This window comes from Delftia sp. WSY_12 (genome assembly GCF_043104645.1).
GTDB lineage: Bacteria > Pseudomonadota > Gammaproteobacteria > Burkholderiales > Burkholderiaceae_C > Comamonas > Comamonas tsuruhatensis.
Genome location: NZ_JBICKW010000062.1, coordinates 1 through 20,925, shown reverse-complemented (window position 1 = coordinate 20,925; position 20,925 = coordinate 1). Strand labels below are relative to the sequence as shown.

The 20,925-nt window shown below is 66.4% G+C and carries 18 protein-coding genes; 16 read left to right on the top strand and 2 right to left on the bottom strand.

Translation table 11 applies throughout. From position 1 onward, the window contains the following. The first annotated feature begins 15 nt into the window (after positions 1 to 15). The 12 genes from ACF8LI_RS27385 to hisA all read left to right on the top strand — a co-directional run bounded on the left by ACF8LI_RS27385 (position 16) and on the right by hisA (position 9,557). The gene (locus tag ACF8LI_RS27385; protein ID WP_013800798.1) at positions 16 to 945 is read left to right on the top strand and encodes an ABC transporter ATP-binding protein; all 930 of its coding nucleotides are present in this window, start codon (positions 16 to 18) and stop codon (positions 943 to 945) included. Continuing rightward, on the top strand, positions 942 to 1,697 hold the full coding sequence (locus ACF8LI_RS27380; RefSeq protein ID WP_016445581.1) for an ABC transporter permease: 756 nt from the start codon (positions 942 to 944) through the stop codon (positions 1,695 to 1,697). The genes ACF8LI_RS27385 and ACF8LI_RS27380 overlap by 4 nt, the downstream gene beginning before the upstream one ends. 126 nt (positions 1,698 to 1,823) lie before the next feature. Next, complete coding sequence (locus ACF8LI_RS27375; RefSeq protein ID WP_012207326.1) at positions 1,824 to 2,072, top strand: BolA family protein; 249 nt, start codon at positions 1,824 to 1,826, stop codon at positions 2,070 to 2,072. A 96-nt stretch (positions 2,073 to 2,168) separates the two neighbouring features. Beyond that, entirely contained in the window at positions 2,169 to 3,437 is a 1,269-nt protein-coding gene (murA, locus tag ACF8LI_RS27370; protein ID WP_016445582.1) for a UDP-N-acetylglucosamine 1-carboxyvinyltransferase, read from the top strand. Next, positions 3,434 to 4,078: an ATP phosphoribosyltransferase gene (hisG, locus tag ACF8LI_RS27365; protein ID WP_017405470.1), complete on the top strand. Its 645-nt coding sequence runs from the start codon at positions 3,434 to 3,436 to the stop codon at positions 4,076 to 4,078. The genes murA and hisG overlap by 4 nt, the downstream gene beginning before the upstream one ends. 13 nt (positions 4,079 to 4,091) lie before the next feature. After that, positions 4,092 to 5,408 (top strand): histidinol dehydrogenase, encoded by a 1,317-nt coding sequence (gene hisD, locus ACF8LI_RS27360; protein WP_392414606.1) that lies wholly within the window; start codon positions 4,092 to 4,094, stop codon positions 5,406 to 5,408. A gap of 77 nt (positions 5,409 to 5,485) precedes the next feature. Further along, complete coding sequence (locus ACF8LI_RS27355; RefSeq protein ID WP_174538854.1) at positions 5,486 to 5,791, top strand: hypothetical protein; 306 nt, start codon at positions 5,486 to 5,488, stop codon at positions 5,789 to 5,791. Continuing rightward, positions 5,788 to 6,225, top strand: a complete 438-nt coding sequence (locus tag ACF8LI_RS27350) for a PIN domain-containing protein (protein ID WP_133072255.1) — start codon at positions 5,788 to 5,790, stop codon at positions 6,223 to 6,225. The genes ACF8LI_RS27355 and ACF8LI_RS27350 overlap by 4 nt, the downstream gene beginning before the upstream one ends. 53 nt (positions 6,226 to 6,278) lie before the next feature. Beyond that, positions 6,279 to 7,403, top strand: a complete 1,125-nt coding sequence (gene hisC, locus ACF8LI_RS27345) for a histidinol-phosphate transaminase (protein WP_016445587.1) — start codon at positions 6,279 to 6,281, stop codon at positions 7,401 to 7,403. Beyond that, on the top strand, positions 7,400 to 8,005 hold the full coding sequence (hisB, locus tag ACF8LI_RS27340) for an imidazoleglycerol-phosphate dehydratase HisB (protein WP_016445588.1): 606 nt from the start codon (positions 7,400 to 7,402) through the stop codon (positions 8,003 to 8,005). Before hisC ends, hisB begins: the two co-directional genes overlap by 4 nt. A gap of 81 nt (positions 8,006 to 8,086) precedes the next feature. Next, positions 8,087 to 8,755, top strand: coding sequence for an imidazole glycerol phosphate synthase subunit HisH (gene hisH / locus ACF8LI_RS27335; RefSeq protein ID WP_017405475.1), 669 nt, complete (start codon positions 8,087 to 8,089; stop codon positions 8,753 to 8,755). A gap of 61 nt (positions 8,756 to 8,816) precedes the next feature. Then, the gene (hisA, locus tag ACF8LI_RS27330) at positions 8,817 to 9,557 is read left to right on the top strand and encodes a 1-(5-phosphoribosyl)-5-[(5-phosphoribosylamino)methylideneamino]imidazole-4-carboxamide isomerase (protein WP_016445590.1); all 741 of its coding nucleotides are present in this window, start codon (positions 8,817 to 8,819) and stop codon (positions 9,555 to 9,557) included. An 85-nt stretch (positions 9,558 to 9,642) separates the two neighbouring features. On the opposite strand, the gene ACF8LI_RS27325 is transcribed toward hisA, so the two are convergent. Then, complete coding sequence (locus ACF8LI_RS27325) at positions 9,643 to 10,827, bottom strand: spherulation-specific family 4 protein (RefSeq protein WP_392414605.1); 1,185 nt, start codon at positions 10,825 to 10,827, stop codon at positions 9,643 to 9,645. Between the two features lie 85 nt (positions 10,828 to 10,912). Here ACF8LI_RS27325 and ACF8LI_RS27320 point away from each other — a divergent pair, with 85 nt between their 5' ends. Continuing rightward, a complete protein-coding gene (locus tag ACF8LI_RS27320) occupies positions 10,913 to 11,815 on the top strand; it encodes a D-hexose-6-phosphate mutarotase (RefSeq protein WP_392414604.1) in 903 nt (300 codons plus the stop codon). 70 nt (positions 11,816 to 11,885) lie between these two features. On the opposite strand, the gene ACF8LI_RS27315 is transcribed toward ACF8LI_RS27320, so the two are convergent. After that, positions 11,886 to 13,037, bottom strand: coding sequence for a S1C family serine protease (locus ACF8LI_RS27315; RefSeq protein WP_012207313.1), 1,152 nt, complete (start codon positions 13,035 to 13,037; stop codon positions 11,886 to 11,888). A gap of 359 nt (positions 13,038 to 13,396) precedes the next feature. Between ACF8LI_RS27315 and ACF8LI_RS27310 the strand changes: the two genes are divergently transcribed. The 3 genes from ACF8LI_RS27310 to ACF8LI_RS27300 form a co-directional block, all read left to right on the top strand. Then, on the top strand, positions 13,397 to 17,869 hold the full coding sequence (locus ACF8LI_RS27310; RefSeq protein ID WP_392414603.1) for an IPTL-CTERM sorting domain-containing protein: 4,473 nt from the start codon (positions 13,397 to 13,399) through the stop codon (positions 17,867 to 17,869). Between the two features lie 263 nt (positions 17,870 to 18,132). Further along, positions 18,133 to 18,816 carry a hypothetical protein gene (locus ACF8LI_RS27305; RefSeq protein ID WP_209670921.1) on the top strand — a complete coding sequence of 228 codons (684 nt, stop codon included), beginning with the start codon at positions 18,133 to 18,135 and terminating at the stop codon, positions 18,814 to 18,816. 103 nt (positions 18,817 to 18,919) lie between these two features. Then, positions 18,920 to 20,925, top strand: a 2,006-nt coding sequence (locus tag ACF8LI_RS27300; RefSeq protein ID WP_392414602.1) for a hypothetical protein, incomplete at its 3' end; no start/stop codon positions are given.

The window sequence follows — 20,925 nt, the reverse complement described above, 5'->3', positions numbered from 1 at the left end:
AGAATCGCGCCTCGCATGTCTGCCGTCTCATTCCAATCCATCTCCAAGACCTACCAGACCCCCAAGGGGGCCTTCCAGGCGCTCAACCACGTGAGTCTGGACATTGAGGAGGGCGAGTTCTTCGGCCTGCTCGGTCCCAATGGCGCTGGCAAGACCACGATGATCAGCATCCTGGCCGGCCTGTCGCGCGCCACCAGCGGCCGCGTGCTGGTCCAGGGCAGCGACGTGCATGCCGACTACTCGGCTGCCCGGCGCAAGCTGGGCATCGTGCCGCAGGAGCTGGTCTTCGATCCCTTCTTCAATGTGCGCGAGGCGCTGCGCTTTCAGTCCGGCTATTTCGGCGTCAGGAACAATGACGACTGGATCGACGAGCTGCTGCACAGCCTGGGGCTGACCGACAAGGCCAATTCCAACATGCGCCAGCTGTCCGGCGGCATGAAGCGCCGCGTGCTGGTGGCCCAGGCGCTGGTGCACAAGCCGCCCATCATCGTGCTCGACGAGCCCACGGCCGGCGTGGACGTGGAGCTGCGCCAGACGCTGTGGCACTTCATCGCACGCCTGAACCGCGAAGGCCATACCGTGCTGCTCACCACCCACTACCTGGAAGAGGCCGAGGCGCTGTGCAGCCGCGTGGCCATGCTCAAGCAGGGCAACATCGTCAAGCTCTCGACCATGTCGGATCTGCTCAAGTCCGCCTCCTCCAACGTGCTGCAGTTCAAGACCGATACCGCCTTGCCGCCGGCCCTGGCCGCACGGGCGCGGGTGACCGGCCGCATCGTGCAGATACCCGCCAACGACGCCAGCGATGTGGAGCGCCTGCTCGCCGCGCTGCGCGAGGGCTCCGTCGTGCCCGAGGACGTGGAAATCCGCCGCGCCGATCTGGAGGACGTCTTCATCCATGTGATGAATGAGCAGGGACAGACTTCGCAGGGAGCTTCGGCATGAACGGCTGGCAGACTCTGCTCAAGAAGGAAGTGCTGCGCTTTTGGAAGGTCAGCTTCCAGACCGTGGCCGCACCCGTGCTCACGGCCGTGCTCTATCTGCTGATCTTCGGCCATGTGCTCGAAGGCCGGGTGCTGGTGTACGACCGCATCAGCTACACGGCCTTCCTGATCCCTGGCCTGGTGATGATGAGCGTGCTGCAGAACGCCTTCGCCAACAGCTCCTCCAGCCTGGTGCAGAGCAAGATCATGGGCTCCATGGTCTTCGTGCTGCTCACGCCGCTGTCGCACTGGGCCTGGTTCGGGGCCTATGTGGGAGCGTCGGTGCTGCGCGGGCTGCTGGTGGGCGCGGGCGTGTTCGTCGTCACGCTGTACTTTGCCATTCCCGAATTCACGGCGCCGCTGTGGATTCTGGTCTTCGGCCTGCTGGGCGCGGCGCTGCTGGGCACGCTGGGCGTGATCGCCGGCCTGTGGGCCGACAAGTTCGACCAGATGGCGGCCTTTCAGAACTTCCTGATCATGCCCATGACGTTCCTGTCGGGCGTGTTCTATTCGATCCAGTCCCTGCCGCCTTTTTGGCAAAAAGTCAGCCATCTGAACCCGTTTTTCTACATGATCGACGGTTTCCGCTACGGCTTCTTCGGCCAGAGCGACGTATCGCCCTGGGTCAGCCTGGCCATCGTCGGCTCGGCCTGGCTGGCGGTGAGTGCCCTGGCCGTGCATCTGCTGCGCATCGGCTACAAGATCCGCGGCTGAGGTTTTTCCTCAGGCTGCGGCGGGCGCTGTGCCGGCATTTTCGAACCCACCCATGAACAGGCGGCCGGCGCCCGGCGCCGCCGCCAACCAAGGCCATGCCGCGATGCATGGCAGGAAAGCTTCCCCATGACTGCAGACCAACTCAAGGAACTGATCGCCACCGGCCTGCCTTGCGAACACATTGCGCTGGAAGGTGATGGACGGCACTGGTTTGCCACCATCGTCTCGGCCCAATTCGAGGGCCAGCGACTGCTGCAGCGCCAGCGCCTGGTCTACGCCACGCTGGGCCAGCGCATGCACACCGACGAGGTCCATGCCCTGTCCATGAAGACCTACACGCCCGCCGAGTGGGCTGCCCAGGCCGGCCAGGCCTGAGCCGGCGGTCAGGCACTTCAGACTCCTGCTGCACCGGTCGCCAGGGCCCGTGCGGCATCTTCCTTTCCCCGATTTCCAGATTCAAGTCTGTCAGCCATGGACAAACTCCTGATTCGCGGTGGCCGAGCGCTGCATGGCGAGGTGACGGTCTCCGGCGCCAAGAATGCCGCCCTGCCCGAGCTATGCGCTGCGCTGCTGTCGTCCGAGCCCGTCACCCTGCGCAATGTGCCGCGCCTGCAGGACGTGGCCACCATGCTCAAGCTCATCCGCAACATGGGTGTCGGCGCCGAGCACGATGACAGCGGCACCGTGCGCATCCACGCCGGCTCGCTGTCCAACCCCGAGGCACCCTACGAACTGGTCAAGACCATGCGCGCCTCGGTCCTGGCCCTGGGCCCGCTGCTGGCCCGATTCGGCCAGGCCCGCGTGTCGCTGCCCGGCGGCTGCGCCATCGGCTCGCGCCCCGTGGACCAGCACATCAAGGGCCTGCAGGCCATGGGTGCCGAGATCGTTGTCGAGAACGGCTACATGCACGCGTGCCTGCCCGGGCATCTCAAGCGCCTGCAGGGCGCCCGCATCACCACCGACATGGTGACGGTCACGGGCACCGAGAACTTCCTGATGGCCGCCGTGCTGGCCGAAGGCGAGACGGTGCTGGAAAACGCCGCCATGGAGCCCGAGATCGGCGACCTGGCCGAAATGCTCATCAAGATGGGCGCAAGGATCGAAGGGCACGGCACCAGCCGCATCGTCATCCAGGGTGTGGAGCGGCTGAGCGGCTGCGAGCACCAGGTGGTGGCCGACCGCATCGAGGCCGGCACCTTCCTGTGCGCCGTGGCGGCCACGGGCGGCGAGGCGCTGCTGCGCAATGGCCGTGCCGACCACCTGGGCGCGGTCATCGACAAGCTCAAGGACGCTGGGGCCGAAGTGTCCGCCGAGGAGGGCGGCATCCGCGTGCGCGCTGCCGGCAAGCTCAAGGCCCAGAGTTTCCGCACCACCGAGTACCCGGGCTTTCCCACCGACATGCAGGCGCAGTTCATGGCGCTGAACCTGGTGGCCGAAGGCTGCAGCATGGTCACCGAGACCATCTTCGAGAACCGCTTCATGCACGTCGACGAGATGCTGCGCCTGGGCGCGCAGATCACCACCGACGGACGCGTGGCCACCATCACCGGCAGCCAGTCGCTGTCGGGCGCGGCCGTCATGGCCACCGACCTGCGCGCTTCGGCCAGCCTGGTCATCGCCGGCCTCGTGGCCAAGGGCGAGACCCTGGTCGATCGCATCTATCATCTGGACCGCGGCTACGATCGCATGGAAGACAAGCTGCGCGGCCTGGGTGCCGACATCGAAAGAGTTTCCCAATGACCATCACGATTGCCCTGTCCAAGGGCCGCATCTACGACGAAACCGTGCCGCTGCTGGCCGCTGCCGGCATCTCGGTCACCGAAGACATTGAAAAGTCGCGCAAGCTGATCTTCGAGACCAACCAGAGCCACGTGCGCGTGGTGCTGGTGCGCGCCTCCGACGTGCCGGTCTACGTGCAGTACGGCGGCGCCGACCTCGGCGTGGCCGGCCTGGACTCCCTGATCGAGCATGGTGCCCAGGGCCTGTACCAGCCCCTGGACCTGAAGATCGCGCGCTGCCGCGTCAGCGTCGCCGTGCGCAACGGCTTCGACTACGCGCTGGCCGTCAAGCAGGGCGCCCGCCTGCGCATCGCCACCAAGTATCCCGAGATCGCGCGCAACTTCTTCGCCACCAAGGGCGTGCACGTGGACATGGTCAAACTCTACGGCTCCATGGAACTGGCCCCGCTGACCGGCATGGCCGACGCCATCGTCGACCTGGTGTCCACCGGCAACACGCTCAGGGCCAATGACCTGGTCGAGGTCGAGCCCATCATGGAGATCAGCTCGCGCCTGGTGGTCAACCAGGCCTCGCTCAAGCTCAAGCAGGCCCCTCTGCGCAAGATCATCGATGCCTTCGCATCGGCCATTCCCCAAGACTGAAGCCCTCTGCACCATGGAATACCAAGCCGCTCCCGCCCGCCTGTCCACGCTTGACGCCAACTTCGAACACGATTTTGCGCAGCGCCTGCATTGGTCGGCGGACACGGACGCGGCCATCGAGCAGCGCGTGGCCGACATCCTGGCCGATGTGCAAAAGCGCGGCGATGCGGCCGTGCTGGAGTACACGGCGCGTTTTGACGGATTGCAGGTGGACGGCATGGCAGCGCTGGAGCTGACGCAGGCCGAGCTCAAGGCCGCCTTCGACAGCCTGGGCGACGAGCAGCGCGATGCGCTGACGGCCGCTGCCCAGCGCGTGCGCACCTACCACGAGGCACAAAAGCGCGCCAGCGGCGAGAGCTGGAGCTACCGCGACGCCGATGGATCCCTGCTGGGCCAGAAGGTCACGCCGCTGGATCGCGTGGGCATCTATGTGCCCGGCGGCAAGGCCGCCTATCCGTCCAGCGTGCTGATGAATGCCATTCCCGCCCATGTGGCTGGCGTGCAGGAAATCATCATGGTCGTGCCCACGCCGCGCGGCGAGAAGAACGCCCTGGTGCTGGCGGCTGCCTATGTGGCGGGCGTCACGCGCGGCTTCACCATCGGCGGTGCCCAGGCCGTGGCGGCCCTGGCCTACGGCACGGCCACCATCCCCAAGGTGGACAAGATCACCGGCCCCGGCAATGCCTATGTGGCCAGCGCCAAGAAGCGGGTGTTCGGCACCGTGGGCATCGACATGATTGCCGGCCCCAGTGAAATCCTGGTGCTGGCCGACGGCAGCACGCCGCCCGACTGGGTGGCCATGGACCTGTTCAGCCAGGCCGAGCATGACGAGCTGGCGCAGAGCATCCTGCTGTGCCCCGATGCCGACTACATCGCCGCCGTCCAGCGCGAGATCGACCGCCTGCTGCCCGAGATGCCGCGGCGCGCCATCATCGCCAAGAGCCTGAGCGACCGGGGTGCCCTCATCCTCACGCGCGACATGCAGGAGGCCTGCGCCATCAGCAACCGCATCGCGCCCGAGCACCTGGAAGTCTCCAGCAACGATCCCCACCAGTGGGAGCCGCTGCTGCGTCATGCAGGCGCCATCTTCCTGGGGGCCTACACCAGCGAAAGCCTGGGCGACTACTGCGCCGGCCCCAACCATGTGCTGCCCACCAGCGGCACGGCGCGCTTTTCCTCGCCGCTGGGGGTCTATGACTTCCAGAAACGATCCAGCCTCATCGAGGTCAGCGAGCAGGGCGCCCAGACCCTGGGCCGCATCGCCTCGGTGCTGGCGCATGGCGAAGGCCTGCAAGGCCATGCGCGCGCTGCCGAAATGCGCCTGAAGTAGACACTCGCTTCCTATTGGACGAAGGCGCCGTCACCGAAAGGGGCGGCGCTTTTTGCTGCCTGAACGCTAGAGCAAGTATGTCAAGAATCGACACGAAATCAGTGGAGCACGAATTTCGTGTAGACTTGCACCCTGTGAAGAACCTCACCATCACCGTCGAAGACAGCGTGCTCGAATGGGCGCGCATCGAGGCCGCGCGCCGCGGCACCAGCGTCTCGCGCATGGTGGGCGACTTCATGGCCGAGATGCAGCGCCGCGAGGACGCCTACGAGCGCGCCTACCTGGCCTGGCGCACCGACGAGCGCGGCTGGGACGGCGGCCAGCCGTCATCCACGCAGCCCGCCCAGCGCAGTGCCGCGCTGCGCCGCGAGGGCCAGGCATGAACACCGTCTTCGTCGATACCTCCGTGCTGGTCGCTGCCGAAGACACGGGGCAGGGCGCCTTGCATGCCGCCGTGCTGCAGTGGCTGGACCTGCTGTGGCGCACGCGCAGCGGGCGCACCGGCAGTCAGTCGCTGTGCGAGTTCTATGAACAGGTCACCACGGCCGCCCAGCCTTTGCCGCAGGGCGATGCGCGCGCCGCCATCCGCCGCTACCAGACCTGGACGCCCTGGAAGACCGATGCCGCCACGCTGGAGACCGCCTGGGCCGTGCAATCGCGCCACCAGCTGGCCTTTGGCGACTGCCTGGCCGTGGCCTGCGCCCAGCACAGCGGCTGCGAGCAGATGCTGACCCTGCACCTGCCGCACGGCGCCCAGTTCGGCGGCGTCGCCATGGTGCACCCGCTGCACCAGGCGCCGCAGCAGCAGCAGGCCTGAGCGGCTTCGCTGATGGATTTCTTCCCCCACTGACTCGTGAAAGTGTGCATGCCATGACAGCTTCCATTCCGCAGGTTCAGGCCCTCGCCCTGGAGCGCATCCGCGCCGATGTCCGCTCCATGCATGCCTACCATGTGCAGCCCTCACAAGGCCTGCTCAAGATGGACACGATGGAGAACCCCTTCCGCCTGCCGCCCGAGCTGCAGGCCGCGCTGGGCGAGCGCCTGGGCCGGCTGGAGATCAACCGCTACCCTGGCGAGCGCCAGGAAGTGCTCAAGGACATGCTGGCCCGCTACGCGCAGGCGCCGGCCGGCAGCGCCGTACTGCTGGGCAATGGCTCGGACGAGATCATCACGCTGCTGGCCCTGGCCTGTGCCCAGCCCCACGCCGAGGGCCGCGCCACCATGCTGGCGCCCATGCCGGGCTTCGTCATGTATCCCATGAGCGCCAGGCTGCAGGGCCTGGACTTTGTGGGGGTCGACCTGACGGCCGACTTCGAGCTGGACGTGCCCGCCATGCGCGCCGCCATTGCCGAGCACCGCCCCGCCATCACCTATATCGCCTATCCCAACAATCCCACGGCCACGCTCTGGGCCGAGGCCGATGTGCAGGCCGTGATCGACGCGGTCGGCGCCATCGGCGGCCTGGTCGTCATGGACGAGGCCTACCAGCCCTTCGCCCGCCGCAGCTGGGCAGAGAACATGCGCGCCGACCCGGCCCGCAACGCCCATGTGCTGCTGATGCGCACGCTCAGCAAGTTCGGCCTGGCCGGCGCGCGCCTGGGCTATCTGATCGGCCCGGCCGCCATCGTCGGCGAGATCGACAAGGTGCGCCCGCCCTACAACATCAGCGTGCTCAACTGCGAGACGGCCATCTTCGCGCTGGAGCACGAGGCGCTGTATGCGCAGCAGGCCGTGGCCATCCGCGCCGAGCGCCAGCCGCTGATCGACGCGCTGACCGCGCTGCCGGGTGTGGAAAAGACCTGGCCATCCGAGGCCAACATGGTCTTGCTGCGCGTGCGCGATGCCGCGCGTGCCCAGGCCGAGATGAAGGCCCGGGGCGTGCTGGTGAAGAACGTCAGTGCCATGCACCCGCTGCTGGCCAATTGCCTGCGCCTGACCGTGGGCACCCACGAAGAAAACGCCCAGATGCTGGCGGCCCTGAAGGAATCCCTATGAGCAATGCAGTCCCCGCACGCACCGCCGAAGTGCAGCGCAATACCGCCGAGACCCGGATCAAGGTCGCCATCAACCTGGACGGCACGGGCAAGGCCAGCCTGCACTCGGGCATCGGCTTTCTGGACCACATGCTCGACCAGATCGCGCGCCATGGCCTGATCGACCTGGACATCGAGTGCGAGGGCGACCTGCACATCGACGGCCACCACACGGTGGAGGACATCGGCATCACCCTGGGCCAAGCCTTTGCCAAGGCCGTGGGCGACAAGAAGGGCATCCGCCGCTACGGCCACGCCTATGTGCCGCTGGACGAGGCCCTGAGCCGCGTGGTCATCGATTTCTCGGGCCGTCCCGGGCTGCACATGGACGTGAAATTCACGGCCGGCAGCATCGGCCAGCTCGACACCCAGCTGGTCTACGAATTCTTCCAGGGCTTCGTCAACCATGCGGGCGTGACCCTGCACATCGACAACCTCAAGGGCTTCAATGCCCACCACCAGTGCGAGACCATCTTCAAGGCCTTCGCACGCGCCCTGCGCTTTGCGCTGGAGCATGACGAGCGCATGGCCGGCGTCATCCCCTCGACCAAGGGCGCTCTGTAAAGAGAAGCGATTGGCATCGGCCAGAACTTGATCTGACCGGGCAATCCCGCCGAAAATCCGACAGAACACGCGCCACACGCTATGAGTTTGACTGACAACACCGTCGCCGTCGTCGATTACGGCATGGGCAATCTGCGCTCGGTTTCACAGGCCGTGCGCACGGCCGCCGCCGATTCCGGCTGGCAGGTCGTTGTGACCTCCGATCCCGAGGTGGTCCTGGCCGCCGACCGCGTCGTGCTGCCGGGCCAGGGCGCCATGCCCGACTGCATGCGCGAGCTGCGCGAATCCGGCCTGCAGGAAGCCGTGCTGCATGCCGCTGCCAACAAGCCCCTGTTCGGCGTCTGCGTGGGCATGCAGATGCTGCTGGACCACAGCGACGAAGGTGACGTGCCCGGCCTGGGCCTCATCCCCGGCAACGTGCGAAAGTTCGATCTGGCGGGCCGCACCCAGGCCGATGGCAGCCGCTTCAAGGTTCCGCAGATGGGCTGGAACCGCGTGCACCAGACGCACAACGCCGGCCATGCCCACCCGCTGTGGCGTGGAATTCCCGAAGACAGCTTCTACTACTTCGTGCACAGTTTCTATGCCGTGGTGCAGCAGCCGCAGCATTGCGCTGCTCAGGCCGACTACGGCGGGCGCTTTGCCTGCGCCATCGCGCGCGATAATATTTTCGCCACGCAGTTTCACCCCGAAAAAAGCGCTGACCAGGGCCTGGCCCTGTTCCGCAACTTTCTGGGCTGGAAGCCCTGAATCCCCTTTTCTTCCCCGCACCGGCCGCTGAATCCCAGGCCTTCATTGCTCGCAAACCATCATGCTGCTCATTCCTGCCATCGACCTCAAGGACGGCCACTGCGTACGCCTCATCCAGGGTGATATGGACCAGTCGACCACGTTCGGCGAAGACCCGGCCATCATCGCCCGCCGCTGGCTCGACGCCGGCGCGCGCCGCCTGCACCTGGTGGACCTCAATGGCGCGTTTGCGGGCCAGCCCAAGAACCTTGCGGCCATCAAGGCCATCCTCAAAGAGGTGGACGGCCGGATTCCGGTGCAGCTCGGCGGAGGCATCCGTGACCTGGACACCATCGAGAAATACATAGATGCCGGCATCAGCTACGTGATCATCGGCACCGCTGCCGTGAAGAACCCTGGCTTTCTGCAGGACGCCTGCAGCGCCTTCGGCGGCCATGTGATCGTCGGACTCGACGCCAAGGACGGCAAGGTCGCCATCGACGGCTGGAGCAAGCTCACGGGCCAGGACGTGCACTCGGTGGCCAAGCGCTTTGAGGACTGGGGCGTGGAGTCCATCATCTACACCGACATCGGCCGCGACGGCATGCTCACGGGCATCAACATCGATGCCACCGTCAATCTTGCCCAATCGCTGAAGATCCCCGTCATCGCCTCGGGTGGCCTGGCGGGCATGGCCGACATCGAGGCGCTGTGCAAGGTCGAGGACGAAGGCATCGAGGGCGTGATCTGCGGTCGCGCCATCTACTCGGGCGATCTCGACTTCGCCGCAGCGCAGGCTCGCGCCGACGAACTCACGGCCTGAGCGGCCTGCGCCTTCTCGATATTCGCGGGCGCCTGTCCCTGACAGGCGCCCGCGCTGCATTCAGCGCCGGGGTTTCAAGCGGCCTCTACGAGCAGGCGGGAAGGGCTTGCCCGGCATTGGTGGCGCGCACGGTCTGCACAAAGGCATCCCAGTAATTCGGCAGCCCGGCCCAGGGGTTGCCCACGCCGGTGCTGGGCTCGAACTCCAGCTGGGTCACATAGATCCATCCCGCCTGGTAGCGTGCCGAGGCGGCCGACTGCACGGCCGTCTGCATGGCCGCGCAGCCCGACACGTTGTGCACCAGCGAGGCCTGCTGGCTATTGGCCAGCCCGTACAGCCAATCGAAACTGGTCGTGCGCGGATCGTAGGTGGCGTACGTGGAGCCCTTGCCCTCGAACGTGGTCAGCACATCGGCCACATCGGCATAACCGGCCACGGGCACGAGGCCTGGGTTGCCGATCACGATCAGGTCGGGATTCTTGGCCTTGATGTACTGGTAGATGCTGCGGTAGAAGTCCAGCCGGTTGGCGGTGGCCGCCATCTCGTCAATGAAGAAGCCCTTGACCAGGCCTGCGCCGTAGTGCGTGAAATAGTTGTCGATATTGGCCTGGATGCTGGCCAGCGATCGCGTGCCCGTGCCATAGCTGGAGCTCACATAGCCCACCAACTGCCCGCCCGCGTTGGCAAAAGCGGTTGCGGCGCGCGTGATGTTCGCATCCGGGCCACTGAAAATGCCGTTGGCCGGGTTCAGGATGGCCGTCATCTGCACGGTCGGATTCGCCTGTGCGCTGGCCGTCAGCGCATTCCAGGCCGTGGCCCCCGCGCCCGTGGGATAGAAATACGCAGGCACCAGCACCCGCAGCGGCGCAGGAGCCGGGCGCAGATAGAAGGTCTGCGAAGCGCTGCCCGTGCGGCTTCCCACGGTGGCGCTGGCCTGCACCTGCTGGCGGCCCGGCGTGGCGCCGGTCAGGGAGGCAGTTGCCACGCCGGAGCTGGTCAGCGCCGAGGTGCTGACGCCTGTGGCTGCGCTGAAGCTCACCACGGTTCCATCGGCGGCATTCACGCCATCTGCGAGAACACCTGCGCGCAGGGTCAGTGCCGAGCCTGCAGTCACCACATCCCTGGCGGCAGGGGCCGTCCATTGCACGGTGACCGAGGTCACTCCGGGCTGGCCGGTGCCGCCGCCATCTCCCCCGGTGCCGCCGCCAGCGCTGCTGTCACCACCACCGCCTCCGCCGCAGGAAGCCAAGGAGGCGGCCAGGGCGAGCATGCCGAGTCGCAGGACAAGAGGAGAGGGAGCGTGGGAGCGTTGCATGACAGAGGAAGGCTGGGCGGGGGAAAGGCTATATTCAAGCATGAAAGTTACATCTTCCTTTCCCGCAGTAACAGCTTTACCTGCGGCCGCGCAAGCTCCCGGCGCCTGCGCTGATGCATGGCAGGGCCTGCCCGCCATCCGCCTGCGCCTGGCCTGCGGCGATGCTGCCCTGGTGGCCTTGCAGGGGGCGCAACTGCTGTCCTGGCAGGCAGGTGGCGAGGAGCAACTGTTCCTGAGCCCTCATGCCGCCCATGACGGCCACACACCCATACGCGGCGGTATTCCGGTCTGCTTTCCCCAATTCAACCAACGCGGCCCGCTGGTCAAGCACGGCTTTGCGCGCACCCTGCCGTGGCAGGCTGATGCAGCACAGGCCGAGGTTGTTGCCGGCGATGGCTTGTTCCTGCGGCTCAGGCTCGCCGACACGCCGCAGACGCGCGCCGTCTGGCCGCATTCCTTCGAGACCTGGCTGGAGGTGACGCTGTTGCCCGGCCGGCTTGACGTGGAGCTGGTGGTGCACAACCGGGGCGACACGCCTTTGGCTTTCACTGCCGCCTTGCACAGCTACCTGCGCGTGGCGGACGTGGAGCAATGCCGGCTGCAAGGCCTTGACGGCCTGCCTTACTGGGATGCCGTGGCCGACACCCATCCCACGCAGCACGGTGACGTGCGCTTTGGCGAAGAGCTCGATCGCGTCTACCCCCGGCCCGGGAACGCCATGGAGCTGGCCGCACCTGGCGGCGGCTTGCGGATCTCGCAGGATGCCGCCTGGAGCGAGACTGTGGTCTGGAACCCCGGCCCCGCGCTGTGTGAACGTCTGCCCGACATGCCGCCGCAGGGGTGGCGGCAGATGCTGTGCGTGGAGGCCGCCGCCATCGATGCGCCCGTGCATGTGGCGCCCGGCGCGCAATGGCGCGCGGCCCAGCGCCTGCACAAGCTGTAGTTCAGCACCTGCCCTGCAACGAAAAAAGCGCCTGTGAACAGGCGCTTTTTTCGTTGGGGCGGGGGGCGGGTCAGCGGCGCTGCATGCGCTGTGCCGACTGCGCAGGGCGCAGGCCCGGGGTGATCTGCAGCTCCACGGGGCCTTCGCCACGGCGCACATCGAATTTCGCGGCCTCGCCGGGCTTGAGCGCGGCCACGGCGGTCAGCAGTTCGGACACATTGCGGATGGGCTTGTCGCCCACCTGCACGATCACATCGCCCGGGCGCATGCCGGCCTGGGCAGCGGGGCCTGCCTGCAGCACGCCGGTGATGATCACGCCGGAGTCGGCCTTCACGCCAAAGGTCTCTGCCAGCTCCGGCGACAGCTCATTGGGCTCCACGCCGATCCAGCCGCGCACCACGCGGCCGTCCTTGACGATGCCGTCCAGCACCAGCTTGGCCGTGGACACGGGAATCGCAAAGCCGATGCCCATGCTGCCGCCCGAGCGCGAATAGATGGCGGTATTGATGCCCAGCAGATTGCCGCTGGCATCCACCAGCGCGCCGCCCGAATTGCCGGGGTTGATGGCGGCGTCGGTCTGGATGAAGTTCTCGAAGGTATTGATGCCCAGCTGACTGCGGCCCAGGGCGCTGACGATGCCGCTGGTCACCGTCTGGCCCACGCCGAAGGGGTTGCCGATGGCCAGCACGCGGTCGCCCACGTCGATCTGGTCGGAATTGCCCAGAACGATGACGGGCAGCTTGTCCAGGGCGATCTTGAGCACGGCCAGGTCGGTCTCGGGATCGGTACCGATCACCTGGGCCTTGGCCTGGCGGCTGTCGGTCAGCGTGACCTCGATGTCATCGGCGCCCTCGACCACGTGGTTGTTGGTCAGGATGTAGCCGTCGGTGCTGATGATCACGCCGCTGCCCAGGCCTGCCTGCTCCTGCGTGCCCTGGTCGCCGAAGAAGAACTGGAACCACGGATCGTTGCTGCGCGGATGCCGTACCGCCTTGCTGGTGTTGATGCTCACCACGGCAGGCGCCGCCTTCTTGGCCGCAGGTGCAAAGCTGCCCGGGCTGACTTCTCCGACGGGCGTGGCCGGCGCCTCCAGCAACGCAATGCCCGCGTTGCTGCGCACGGCGCCGCGGCGCAGCCAGTCCGGCTGCAGGGTGGCAACGACGAAGTAGGCAGCCACCAGGATGGTGACCGCCTGCGAAAACAGCAGCCAGGTGCGTTTCATGAAGTGTGGTGTTCTGTGCGGGAGGACAAGGCCCCATTGTGAGGCATGTCGTACACAGGGCGGTGGTGGGCGCGTTCGCTGGGGCGCTGGGTGATCGATGAATCACCGGACAACCGACATTGCTATATCGGGATGTGCCGATTTTTTTCTTTTACTGAGGCGCTGATGGGCGTGTCAAATTTTTTGTTGCGCCATTTGAAAATGGGACAAGTCTTATTTAAATTGGCTTGCTAATTATTTTTCAAGTCACGATTTGATACGGATGAGGAAATTCAATACAATCGCGGCCCAATGAATAGAGCGGGGACGGAGGGGCTATGGAGTGGAAAGACTCGGGGAGGATTGCGCCCAGATGGCTGATGCTATTGGTTGGCGCGGTGTTTGCGATTGCAGGAACCATCGGCATTGCCTTTGCACAGGCCGCCGATGCAGTATGTGCCGAAGTCAAGATTGTCATAGAGCAAAAACTCTCGCTGGAGCGCCAGGCATTTGACGCCAGGATGGTGATCACCAATGGCCTGGCGGACCAAAAGCTGGAGAACGTCAGCATCACGCTGCAGTTCCTGGATGCGAACAACCAGACGGTGATCGCCACCACGGATCCCGCAGCCTCCGGAGCCCGCTTTTTCTACCGCACGGATGGGGTCGAGGGCATCACTTCCCTGCAGGGCGGCACCATCGCTCCCAAGGCCGTCGCCAATGTCCGATGGCTGATCATTCCCGCAGCCGGCACGGGCGGCCGCGATCCCCAGGGTGCGGTCTACTACATAGGCGCCAAGGTCACCTACACGCTGGATGGCAAGACCGACACCGTGGAGGTGGCACCAGAGTCCATCGTCGTGCGGCCCCAGCCTGAACTGGTGCTTGACTACTTCCTGCCCCGTGATGTTCCGGGTGACGATGCCTTCACACCCGAGGTCGAGCCTTCCGACCCCTTCACGCTGGGCGTGCGCATCAAAAACAGTGGTGGCGGCACTTCGTACAAGACCAAGATCGATACCGCGCAGCCCCGCATTGTCGAAAACCGGCAAGGGCTGCTTGTCAATTTCCAGATTCTGAGCGGCTATGTCAACGATGCGCCAGCAGGCAAAAGCCTGCTGCTCGACTTTGGCGACATCACGCCGGGATCGTCCCTGCATGGGCGCTGGAACATGGTGTCCAGCCTGGCCGGCAAATTTGTCGAATTCACGGCCGGATTCACCCATGCGGATTCGCTGGGCGGTGCCCTGACGTCCCTGATCAAGACCGTCAATACCCATCAATTGGTCCAGGATGTGCGTGTCGATCTTCCAGGGCGCGACAAGGTTCGCGATTTTCTGGCCCTGGATGGAGATGTCTACCGCGTCTATGAATCCGATGGCGTGGATACCGAGGTCAGCGATCAAAGCCGATCCGCCCAATTCGTGCCCTCCGGTGCCACCGCCAGCCTGCAGTTCAATCCCGTGGCCAATGGCATGGCCTATGCGCGCGTGCCCGATCCCTCCAGGGGCACCCGTCTTCCCCTGCAGGTGGTCCGCTCCGACGGCTACGTCGTTCCTGGCGAAAACGTCTGGCTGTCCAGACAGCGCAACGAGGACCTGAGCTGGAGCTATTACCTGAACCTGTTCGACGTGAACACCACGGGCCGCTACACCATCGGTCTGGTCGCTGGCGAGGCACAGGCCAGTATTGCCGGCGCGGCATTCGAGGACCGCAATGCCAACGGGCTGCGCGATGCAGGCGAGCCCGCCATCCCCGTGCTCGAAATCAAGCTCACCGGCACGCGGGCAGGCACCGGGGAGTCGGTGCTGGCCACTGCCCACACCGATGCCCAGGGCCAATTCCGATTCGATGGACTGCTGCAGGGCAGCTATGCGCTGTCGGCTGCCGTCAGCGAGGGGCTGGTCGATGGCGCTGCGCTTGCGGGCACGGCGGGCGGTCAGTCCGCACCGGGACGCATATCGGGCATTGATCTGGCCACCGGTACGGCGGCTGCGGGCTATCTGTTTGCAAAGCGCTCCGCCAAGGCGACCGGGCCAGATCCCGAACCGGAAGCGGACACTGGCATCAGCGTGACGGCGGCACCGGCCACCATGGCGCGCGACGGTGGCTCCACGGTCACCATCACGGCACGCAATGCCGGGCCGGCCATTGCAGCGGCCACCGTCGTCCATGTGGACCTGCCCCAGGGGCTGGAGGTCGCCAGCCAGTCGGCATCGGCGGGCAGCTATTCGCAGGGCCGCTGGACCCTGGGCGACATGGCCAAGGACTCCGCCCCCACCCTGGTGCTGCAGGTGCGTCCTGCAGCAGGCTCCACGGCCAGGGAATTCCTGCTGGCCGCGCGCATCGGCGCGGCCACCCGCGACCCCGTCACCGGCAACAACGCGGCCAGTACCCTGCTCAGGCGCGAGCAGGAGGCCTTCGTGGCCGCTTCGCAGACCCTGGACCAGGGCCTGCGTGTGCTGGCCTATGCCGCATGCGGCGCCGATACCGCTTGCACGGACGGCAAGCGCCAGGCTCTGCAGGATCTGCTGGCGCAGGCCGATGGCTCGGTGCAGTTGGCGGTCACGCCAGGTGAGCTCCGCAAGGCCTTGCGTGCCGGCGACTTCAGCGCGCTCTGGCTCCATGGATCGGTGGACGACCTGGCCGCTTCCCAGATGGAGGAAGTGCGGGCCGCCGTCTACCGCGGTGCCTCGCTGGTCATCGATGGCGCACCGGGCGCGTTGCCGGACACCTTGGCCGACGTCTGGGGCGGCAGCCGCTCAGGCCAGCCATTGCCTGCGGGCGTCTCTGTGCACCTGGGCGATGCAGGCTTGGGCGATGCGGCGCTGGCGCTGCAAGGCCAGGCGTGGGCTTTGCAGAACGAGGGCGCAGGCTCGGAACTGGCCCGCTATGGCACAGGGCAGACCGCTGCGTTGGGCGTGGCCCACGGCAAGGGCCAGGTTCTGGTGATCGGCTTCGATGCCCTGGCGCAAGGCGCGGTTGCGGCTTCGTGGAAAGACTGGACCAAGACGCGCTTCACTGCCCTGGTTCCGCCTGTGTCCGAGCCCATGCTGGCGCAATCCGCCGTGCGCGTCAGAACCAGCATTGCCAACCGCAGCACGCAAGCCGTTGCGCTGGAGCAGGCCATGACCCTGGCCAGTGGCATGAAGCTGCGTTCCTCCTCGCCGCAGGCCGTGGTCGACGGTGATCGGGTCAGGTGGACCCTGGAGCCCGCCTCCCAGGCCGAGTTGCAGGTGCAGGCCTGGCTAGACCTGCCCGGCACCTCGCTGGCCACCACGGTCGAGACGCAGTTGCGCAAGGCCGGCGACAAGTCGCTGGTGGACAGCTGGTCGCAGCCGGTCACCGTCATCGCAGAACCTCAAGCCGCCGCTAACACCCGGGCTGCAGTGGCTGCGCTGGCGCAGGCCACGGCAGACCAGCGGCAGGCCGTCGAGGCATTGCTGGGCCAGGCTCGGGTCGCCATGGAGCAGCAAAAGCCGGCCCAGGCCCTCTCGGCCCTGGTGCAGGCCCAGCCCCTGTTGAGGGCGCTGCCATCCCACGGTACCCGGAATATGGCCCTGCAATCGCTGGCGCAGTGGATAGGCCTGGTCGCCGCCCAGTGGCAGGAGGAGGCCGCGCGGGATTGGACGCTTTCCATCGTGTCCGGCGACCTGCAGTCCGCCAGGCTGGAGCAGCCGTTTGCGCTGCCGCTGCAGGTGCGCCTGCAGACGGCTGACGGCAACCCGGTGGCGGGGCAGGAAGTCACATTCGACGCTCCCGCCAGCGGGGCCTCCGCACGCTTTGCCGGCGGCAGCCGCCAGGCGCGCGTGCTCACCGACGCACAGGGCCTGGCACGCAGCCCGGCGCTCACCGCCACGGGCACTGCGGGCAGCTTCACCGTATCCGCCGGCGTCGAGGCCTTGCCTGGCGGCGTGCGCTTCACGCTGGGCAACCTGGATGGCACGGCGCCCGTGCTGCGCATTGTCAAGCTGGCAGGGGACGGGCAGACGGCCACCGTGGGGACGGCCTATGCGGCACCCGTACGCATAAAGGTCACCGATGCGAAGGGCGCCGCCGTGGCCGGCCACGCCGTGGTCTTTGCGCTGCCGGATAGCGGAGCGAGCGCCATGTTTGACGGCGGCACGCTCGCAGCGCAGGCCGTCACCGATGCAGCAGGCGTTGCCGCTTCGCCCGCTCTTCGAGCCAATGGACTGGTCGGAGCATTCGAGATGCGCGTGACGGCAGCCGGTGCGGGCGAACCCTTGCGCGTGTCCCTGCAAAACCAAGCCGCGCCTGTGGGCGGCAAGGACGTGGCCCTGCCCACACCCAGCGGCTCCGGCACGCTGAAAGCCTCGGTGGCGGGCGGAGGCGCCAGCTGCCGCTTCAACCCGGACAAGACGGCCGTACGCAAGCCCGAGGGCTGGCTGCCGCTGTTCAACGTGCTGCTCTTCCCTCATGGTGTGTTCGACTACGAACTCACCGGCTGCGACGTCGGAAGCACGGTCACCGTCACCACCGAGTGGCCCAACCTGTTCGGTATCAGCAGCTACCTGAAGTTCGGGCCCACGCCCTATTCGAAGGGCCGCAGCATCTGGTACGCGCCCAGGAATCTGTCGATCAACGGCAACCGCATCAGCTACACCATCACCGATGGCCAGTTGGGCGACGACGACCTGCAGGCCAATGGCGTCATCAAGGACCCGGGCGGCCCCGTTATTCAGTCTGGGCCGTTGCCTGAGGATCAGTTGACGGCGGTGCCTGGCCTGGAGGCGGCGGGCCTGGCCCTGTTGTCCGCCCTCATGGCCTTGGGCGCCTGCCTGCAGCACAGGCGCCGGCGCGCCGCACGTGCAGGCGCGGGGATGGATGCATGAAGTTGCTCCGTTTTCCGGGCGCTGGCCTGGCGCATGCAATGGCGGTGTGCGCAGCCGTCCTGGTGGCTGCACCATTGCGGGCGCAGACCGATGCCGAGCCGCAGTCCTGTCGGGCAGACGCGCATGCCGTACGGGACGCAAGGGCAGCCGAGTCCCCTGTGACGTGGCCCCGACAGGTGCCGCCTCTGGCGTTGACCCCTTCCTGCTGGATGAGTCCGGCCGAGTGGCGGCAGCGCCTTGTTTCCCCTGGCGCACAGGCGGCCATGCTCGTCGACGTTCGGCCGGCGCAGCACAGGCGCGCTACCCCCGTCGCGCAGGCCCTGCAAATGGACTTGCCGCAGTTGCAAGGCAAGCGCTTTCTGATGCAGGAGGAAGTCATCCTGCTGGGCACCGGGCTGGACCATGCGGACCTTGACTCGGCATGCCGGCAATTGCGCAGCCAGGGCTTTGGCCGTGTGAAGGCCTTGCTGGGCGGCGCGGCGGTGGCCCTGCATCCCACGGCATCGGCCAGGCTGCAGGACCTGTCCGCCAGCGACTGGATCGCCAGCCTGGGACAAGGCATTGAATGGACGGTGCTTTCCCTCAGCAAGGCCCTGGATGCGGCGCCGGCTGTGCAGTCACCCGTTGACGAACAACAAACGCACCGTCTGCTCGCCACGCACGATCTGGCCATCCAACTGAACGCCATGGCCAGCGGCAAGGCACGAAGCGACCAGTCAGGGGGCTCTGCATCCCGGGCTTTGGTGGTCATAGCCGACGCTTCGACGGAGCCTGAGCTGCGTGCCCGATTGGCCGCGCAACGGGCCTCTTTGGGTGAGCGGCCTGACGCAGTGCCCGTGTACTGGCTGCTGGGCGGCTGGCAGGCCTATCAGGCCCAGGTGGCGAGCATGCAGGCCATCGGAACAACGGCAGGCCACCGGCTTCAGGCGGCATGCGGGCGGTTTTGAGCAAGCACAACGATTGAACGAGTCAAGTATTGGGGGAGAAGTGGCGATGCAGTACAGCGTGCGAACGGATGGGTCTGTGGGTGTGTGCAGAAGGGCGAATCCTTTGCGTTGGCAGGTCCTGGCCGTGACCGCGCTGGCCCGCATGGCAGGCGTGGTGAAGGCATGGCTGGCTGCCTGTCTTGCGCTGGCATTGCTGCTGGTCTCTCCCGCCTGGGCCCAGACCACGTTGAGCGGCACCATCTCCAGCCCAACGATATTGCGTGCCAGCCAGTCGCCTTACCTGATGCAGGGCGACGTGGTGCTCGATGGCGATGCAACGCTCACCATCGAGCCGGGTGTGACCCTGCGCATGGCCCCTGGCGCCAGTTTCCTGCTCAGGAAAGGTGCGCTGCAAGCCGTGGGCACGCCGGACAAGCCCATCCTCATCACCTCGGCCGCCACAACCCCTGCGCCCGGGGATTGGCGGCAATGGCGCATGACGGCCGGCACGCGCAGCGCCCAGACGCTGCTGGACCACGTCACCATCGAATACGGCAGCGGCGTGGTCATCGAGAACGCTGCCCCTTCCATCAACAACACGGCCTTCAATCACCACAGCGGCCCGGCCATCGGCGTTGATCTTGCGTCCTCGCCGGCCGGCAAGGGAAACTCGGCAAAGGGCAACTCGCTGAATGCCATTGCAGTCCCTTCGGGCACCATTCGCTCCCAAGTCATTTGGGGCATGGTCGGCATTCCCTACCTGGTGCAGCAGGGCCTCATTCAGATAGGTCAGGCGCCCTTGTCCATCGAGCCCGCCAGGCTTCGGCTCAGTCCCGGCGTGGTCGCCATGCTGAGGGTTTCGCTCAACGCACCCGCACCTGCACAAGGCGTGGTGGTGGACATCACCAGCAGCGTGCCCTCGGTGGCTTCGGCCGTATCGCGGGTCACCGTGGCCCCGGGGCAGACCAGCGCGGACCTGGAGGTACAAGCCAGCACCCTGGGCGCCACCCGCATCACCGCAAGCCACGCCACGCTGGGCTTGGCCGAAACGCAGATCGAAGTCGTCAATCTGCCCTCGCTGAGCCTGGTGCCCGGCAACCCTACCGTCGGTCTCAATCGACCCTATCCCATGACTGTGTCGTTGCTCGCGCCGGCACCCGCCGGTGGCGTAAGCGTGCAGTTGGGCAACTCCGATGCCAACGTGCTCTCTGTCCCATCGTCCGTGCTGGTCCCGGCCGGCCAACAAGGCGTCAGCTTCGAAGTGACAGGCCTTGCCGATGGCAGCAGCCGGCTGACAGCCCAGGCGGAAGGCCATGCCAGCGCCCTGGCAACAGTCTCCGTGCGTGGCAAGGCACTGGTGCTGCCCGCCAGCGTCATCGTGGCGCCTGGTGCGCAGGCCAGCGTGACCATCGAAACCACTGAGCCAGCTCCCACGGAAGGGTTGGCCGTCAGCCTCGTGCTGGAGCAATCAGGGTTGGCGCAGGTACCTGCGTCTGTGCATATCCCTGCGGGGCAGAGCAAGGCAGCCTTCACGGTGGCAGGCCAGACCCTGGGCATGACCCGTATCACAGCCACTGCTGCCGGCTATCAGCCGGCGCAGGCCATGCTGCGCGTGGATGCCATCAGCCTCAATACTGACCCAGCTGCCGACCTGGTGATGAATGAGGAACTGACCAGGGTCCTGCGTGTGCAGTTGAGCAAGGCGGCTCCACAAGGCGGCGTCACGGTGTCTGTGATCAGCAGTGATCCGGCGGTTGCCGGCGTGAGCCCTGCCGAGGTGTTCATTCCCCAGGGACAGATCTATGGGACGACGCCGATCACCGTCAAAGCGCTGGCTGTGGGGCAGACAGTGCTGGATTTCGCATCTCCAGGCTTGATCGCCAAGGCGGTGAAGGTGGATGTGAAGGCGAAGTTCGCGCTGAGGCTCACGAGGTATGGAGGAAGCAAGTTGATCGTGGGCAAGGGGCTGTACAGCGTCTCGGACGAGTTGTATGTGGAGCGGCTGGTCAACGGTGTGGTCAGCAACGGAGCTGATGCGGTGACGGTGAACCTGCGCTGTGTGGCGGCGGAGATCTGCGAGACGCCAGCGACGGTGACGATTCCTGCGGGACAGAGCCGGGCCTACATCAA

What these genes read in the sequence shown, in the direction of transcription:
- hisG (WP_017405470.1), top strand. Translation starts at nt 3,434, where the DNA reads ATGACCATCACGATTGCCCTGTCCAAGGGCCGCATCTACGACGAAACC.
- ACF8LI_RS27315 (WP_012207313.1), bottom strand. Translation starts at nt 13,037, where the DNA reads ATGAAACGCACCTGGCTGCTGTTTTCGCAGGCGGTCACCATCCTGGTG.
- ACF8LI_RS27350 (WP_133072255.1), top strand. Translation starts at nt 5,788, where the DNA reads ATGAACACCGTCTTCGTCGATACCTCCGTGCTGGTCGCTGCCGAAGAC.
- ACF8LI_RS27375 (WP_012207326.1), top strand. Translation starts at nt 1,824, where the DNA reads ATGACTGCAGACCAACTCAAGGAACTGATCGCCACCGGCCTGCCTTGC.
- ACF8LI_RS27320 (WP_392414604.1), top strand. Translation starts at nt 10,913, where the DNA reads ATGAAAGTTACATCTTCCTTTCCCGCAGTAACAGCTTTACCTGCGGCC.
- ACF8LI_RS27325 (WP_392414605.1), bottom strand. Translation starts at nt 10,827, where the DNA reads ATGCTCGCCCTGGCCGCCTCCTTGGCTTCCTGCGGCGGAGGCGGTGGT.
- ACF8LI_RS27305 (WP_209670921.1), top strand. Translation starts at nt 18,133, where the DNA reads ATGCTCGTCGACGTTCGGCCGGCGCAGCACAGGCGCGCTACCCCCGTC.
- hisH (WP_017405475.1), top strand. Translation starts at nt 8,087, where the DNA reads ATGAGTTTGACTGACAACACCGTCGCCGTCGTCGATTACGGCATGGGC.
- ACF8LI_RS27380 (WP_016445581.1), top strand. Translation starts at nt 942, where the DNA reads ATGAACGGCTGGCAGACTCTGCTCAAGAAGGAAGTGCTGCGCTTTTGG.
- hisA (WP_016445590.1), top strand. Translation starts at nt 8,817, where the DNA reads ATGCTGCTCATTCCTGCCATCGACCTCAAGGACGGCCACTGCGTACGC.
- hisB (WP_016445588.1), top strand. Translation starts at nt 7,400, where the DNA reads ATGAGCAATGCAGTCCCCGCACGCACCGCCGAAGTGCAGCGCAATACC.
- ACF8LI_RS27310 (WP_392414603.1), top strand. Translation starts at nt 13,397, where the DNA reads ATGCTATTGGTTGGCGCGGTGTTTGCGATTGCAGGAACCATCGGCATT.
- ACF8LI_RS27385 (WP_013800798.1), top strand. Translation starts at nt 16, where the DNA reads ATGTCTGCCGTCTCATTCCAATCCATCTCCAAGACCTACCAGACCCCC.
- murA (WP_016445582.1), top strand. Translation starts at nt 2,169, where the DNA reads ATGGACAAACTCCTGATTCGCGGTGGCCGAGCGCTGCATGGCGAGGTG.
- hisD (WP_392414606.1), top strand. Translation starts at nt 4,092, where the DNA reads ATGGAATACCAAGCCGCTCCCGCCCGCCTGTCCACGCTTGACGCCAAC.
- ACF8LI_RS27355 (WP_174538854.1), top strand. Translation starts at nt 5,486, where the DNA reads ATGTCAAGAATCGACACGAAATCAGTGGAGCACGAATTTCGTGTAGAC.
- hisC (WP_016445587.1), top strand. Translation starts at nt 6,279, where the DNA reads ATGACAGCTTCCATTCCGCAGGTTCAGGCCCTCGCCCTGGAGCGCATC.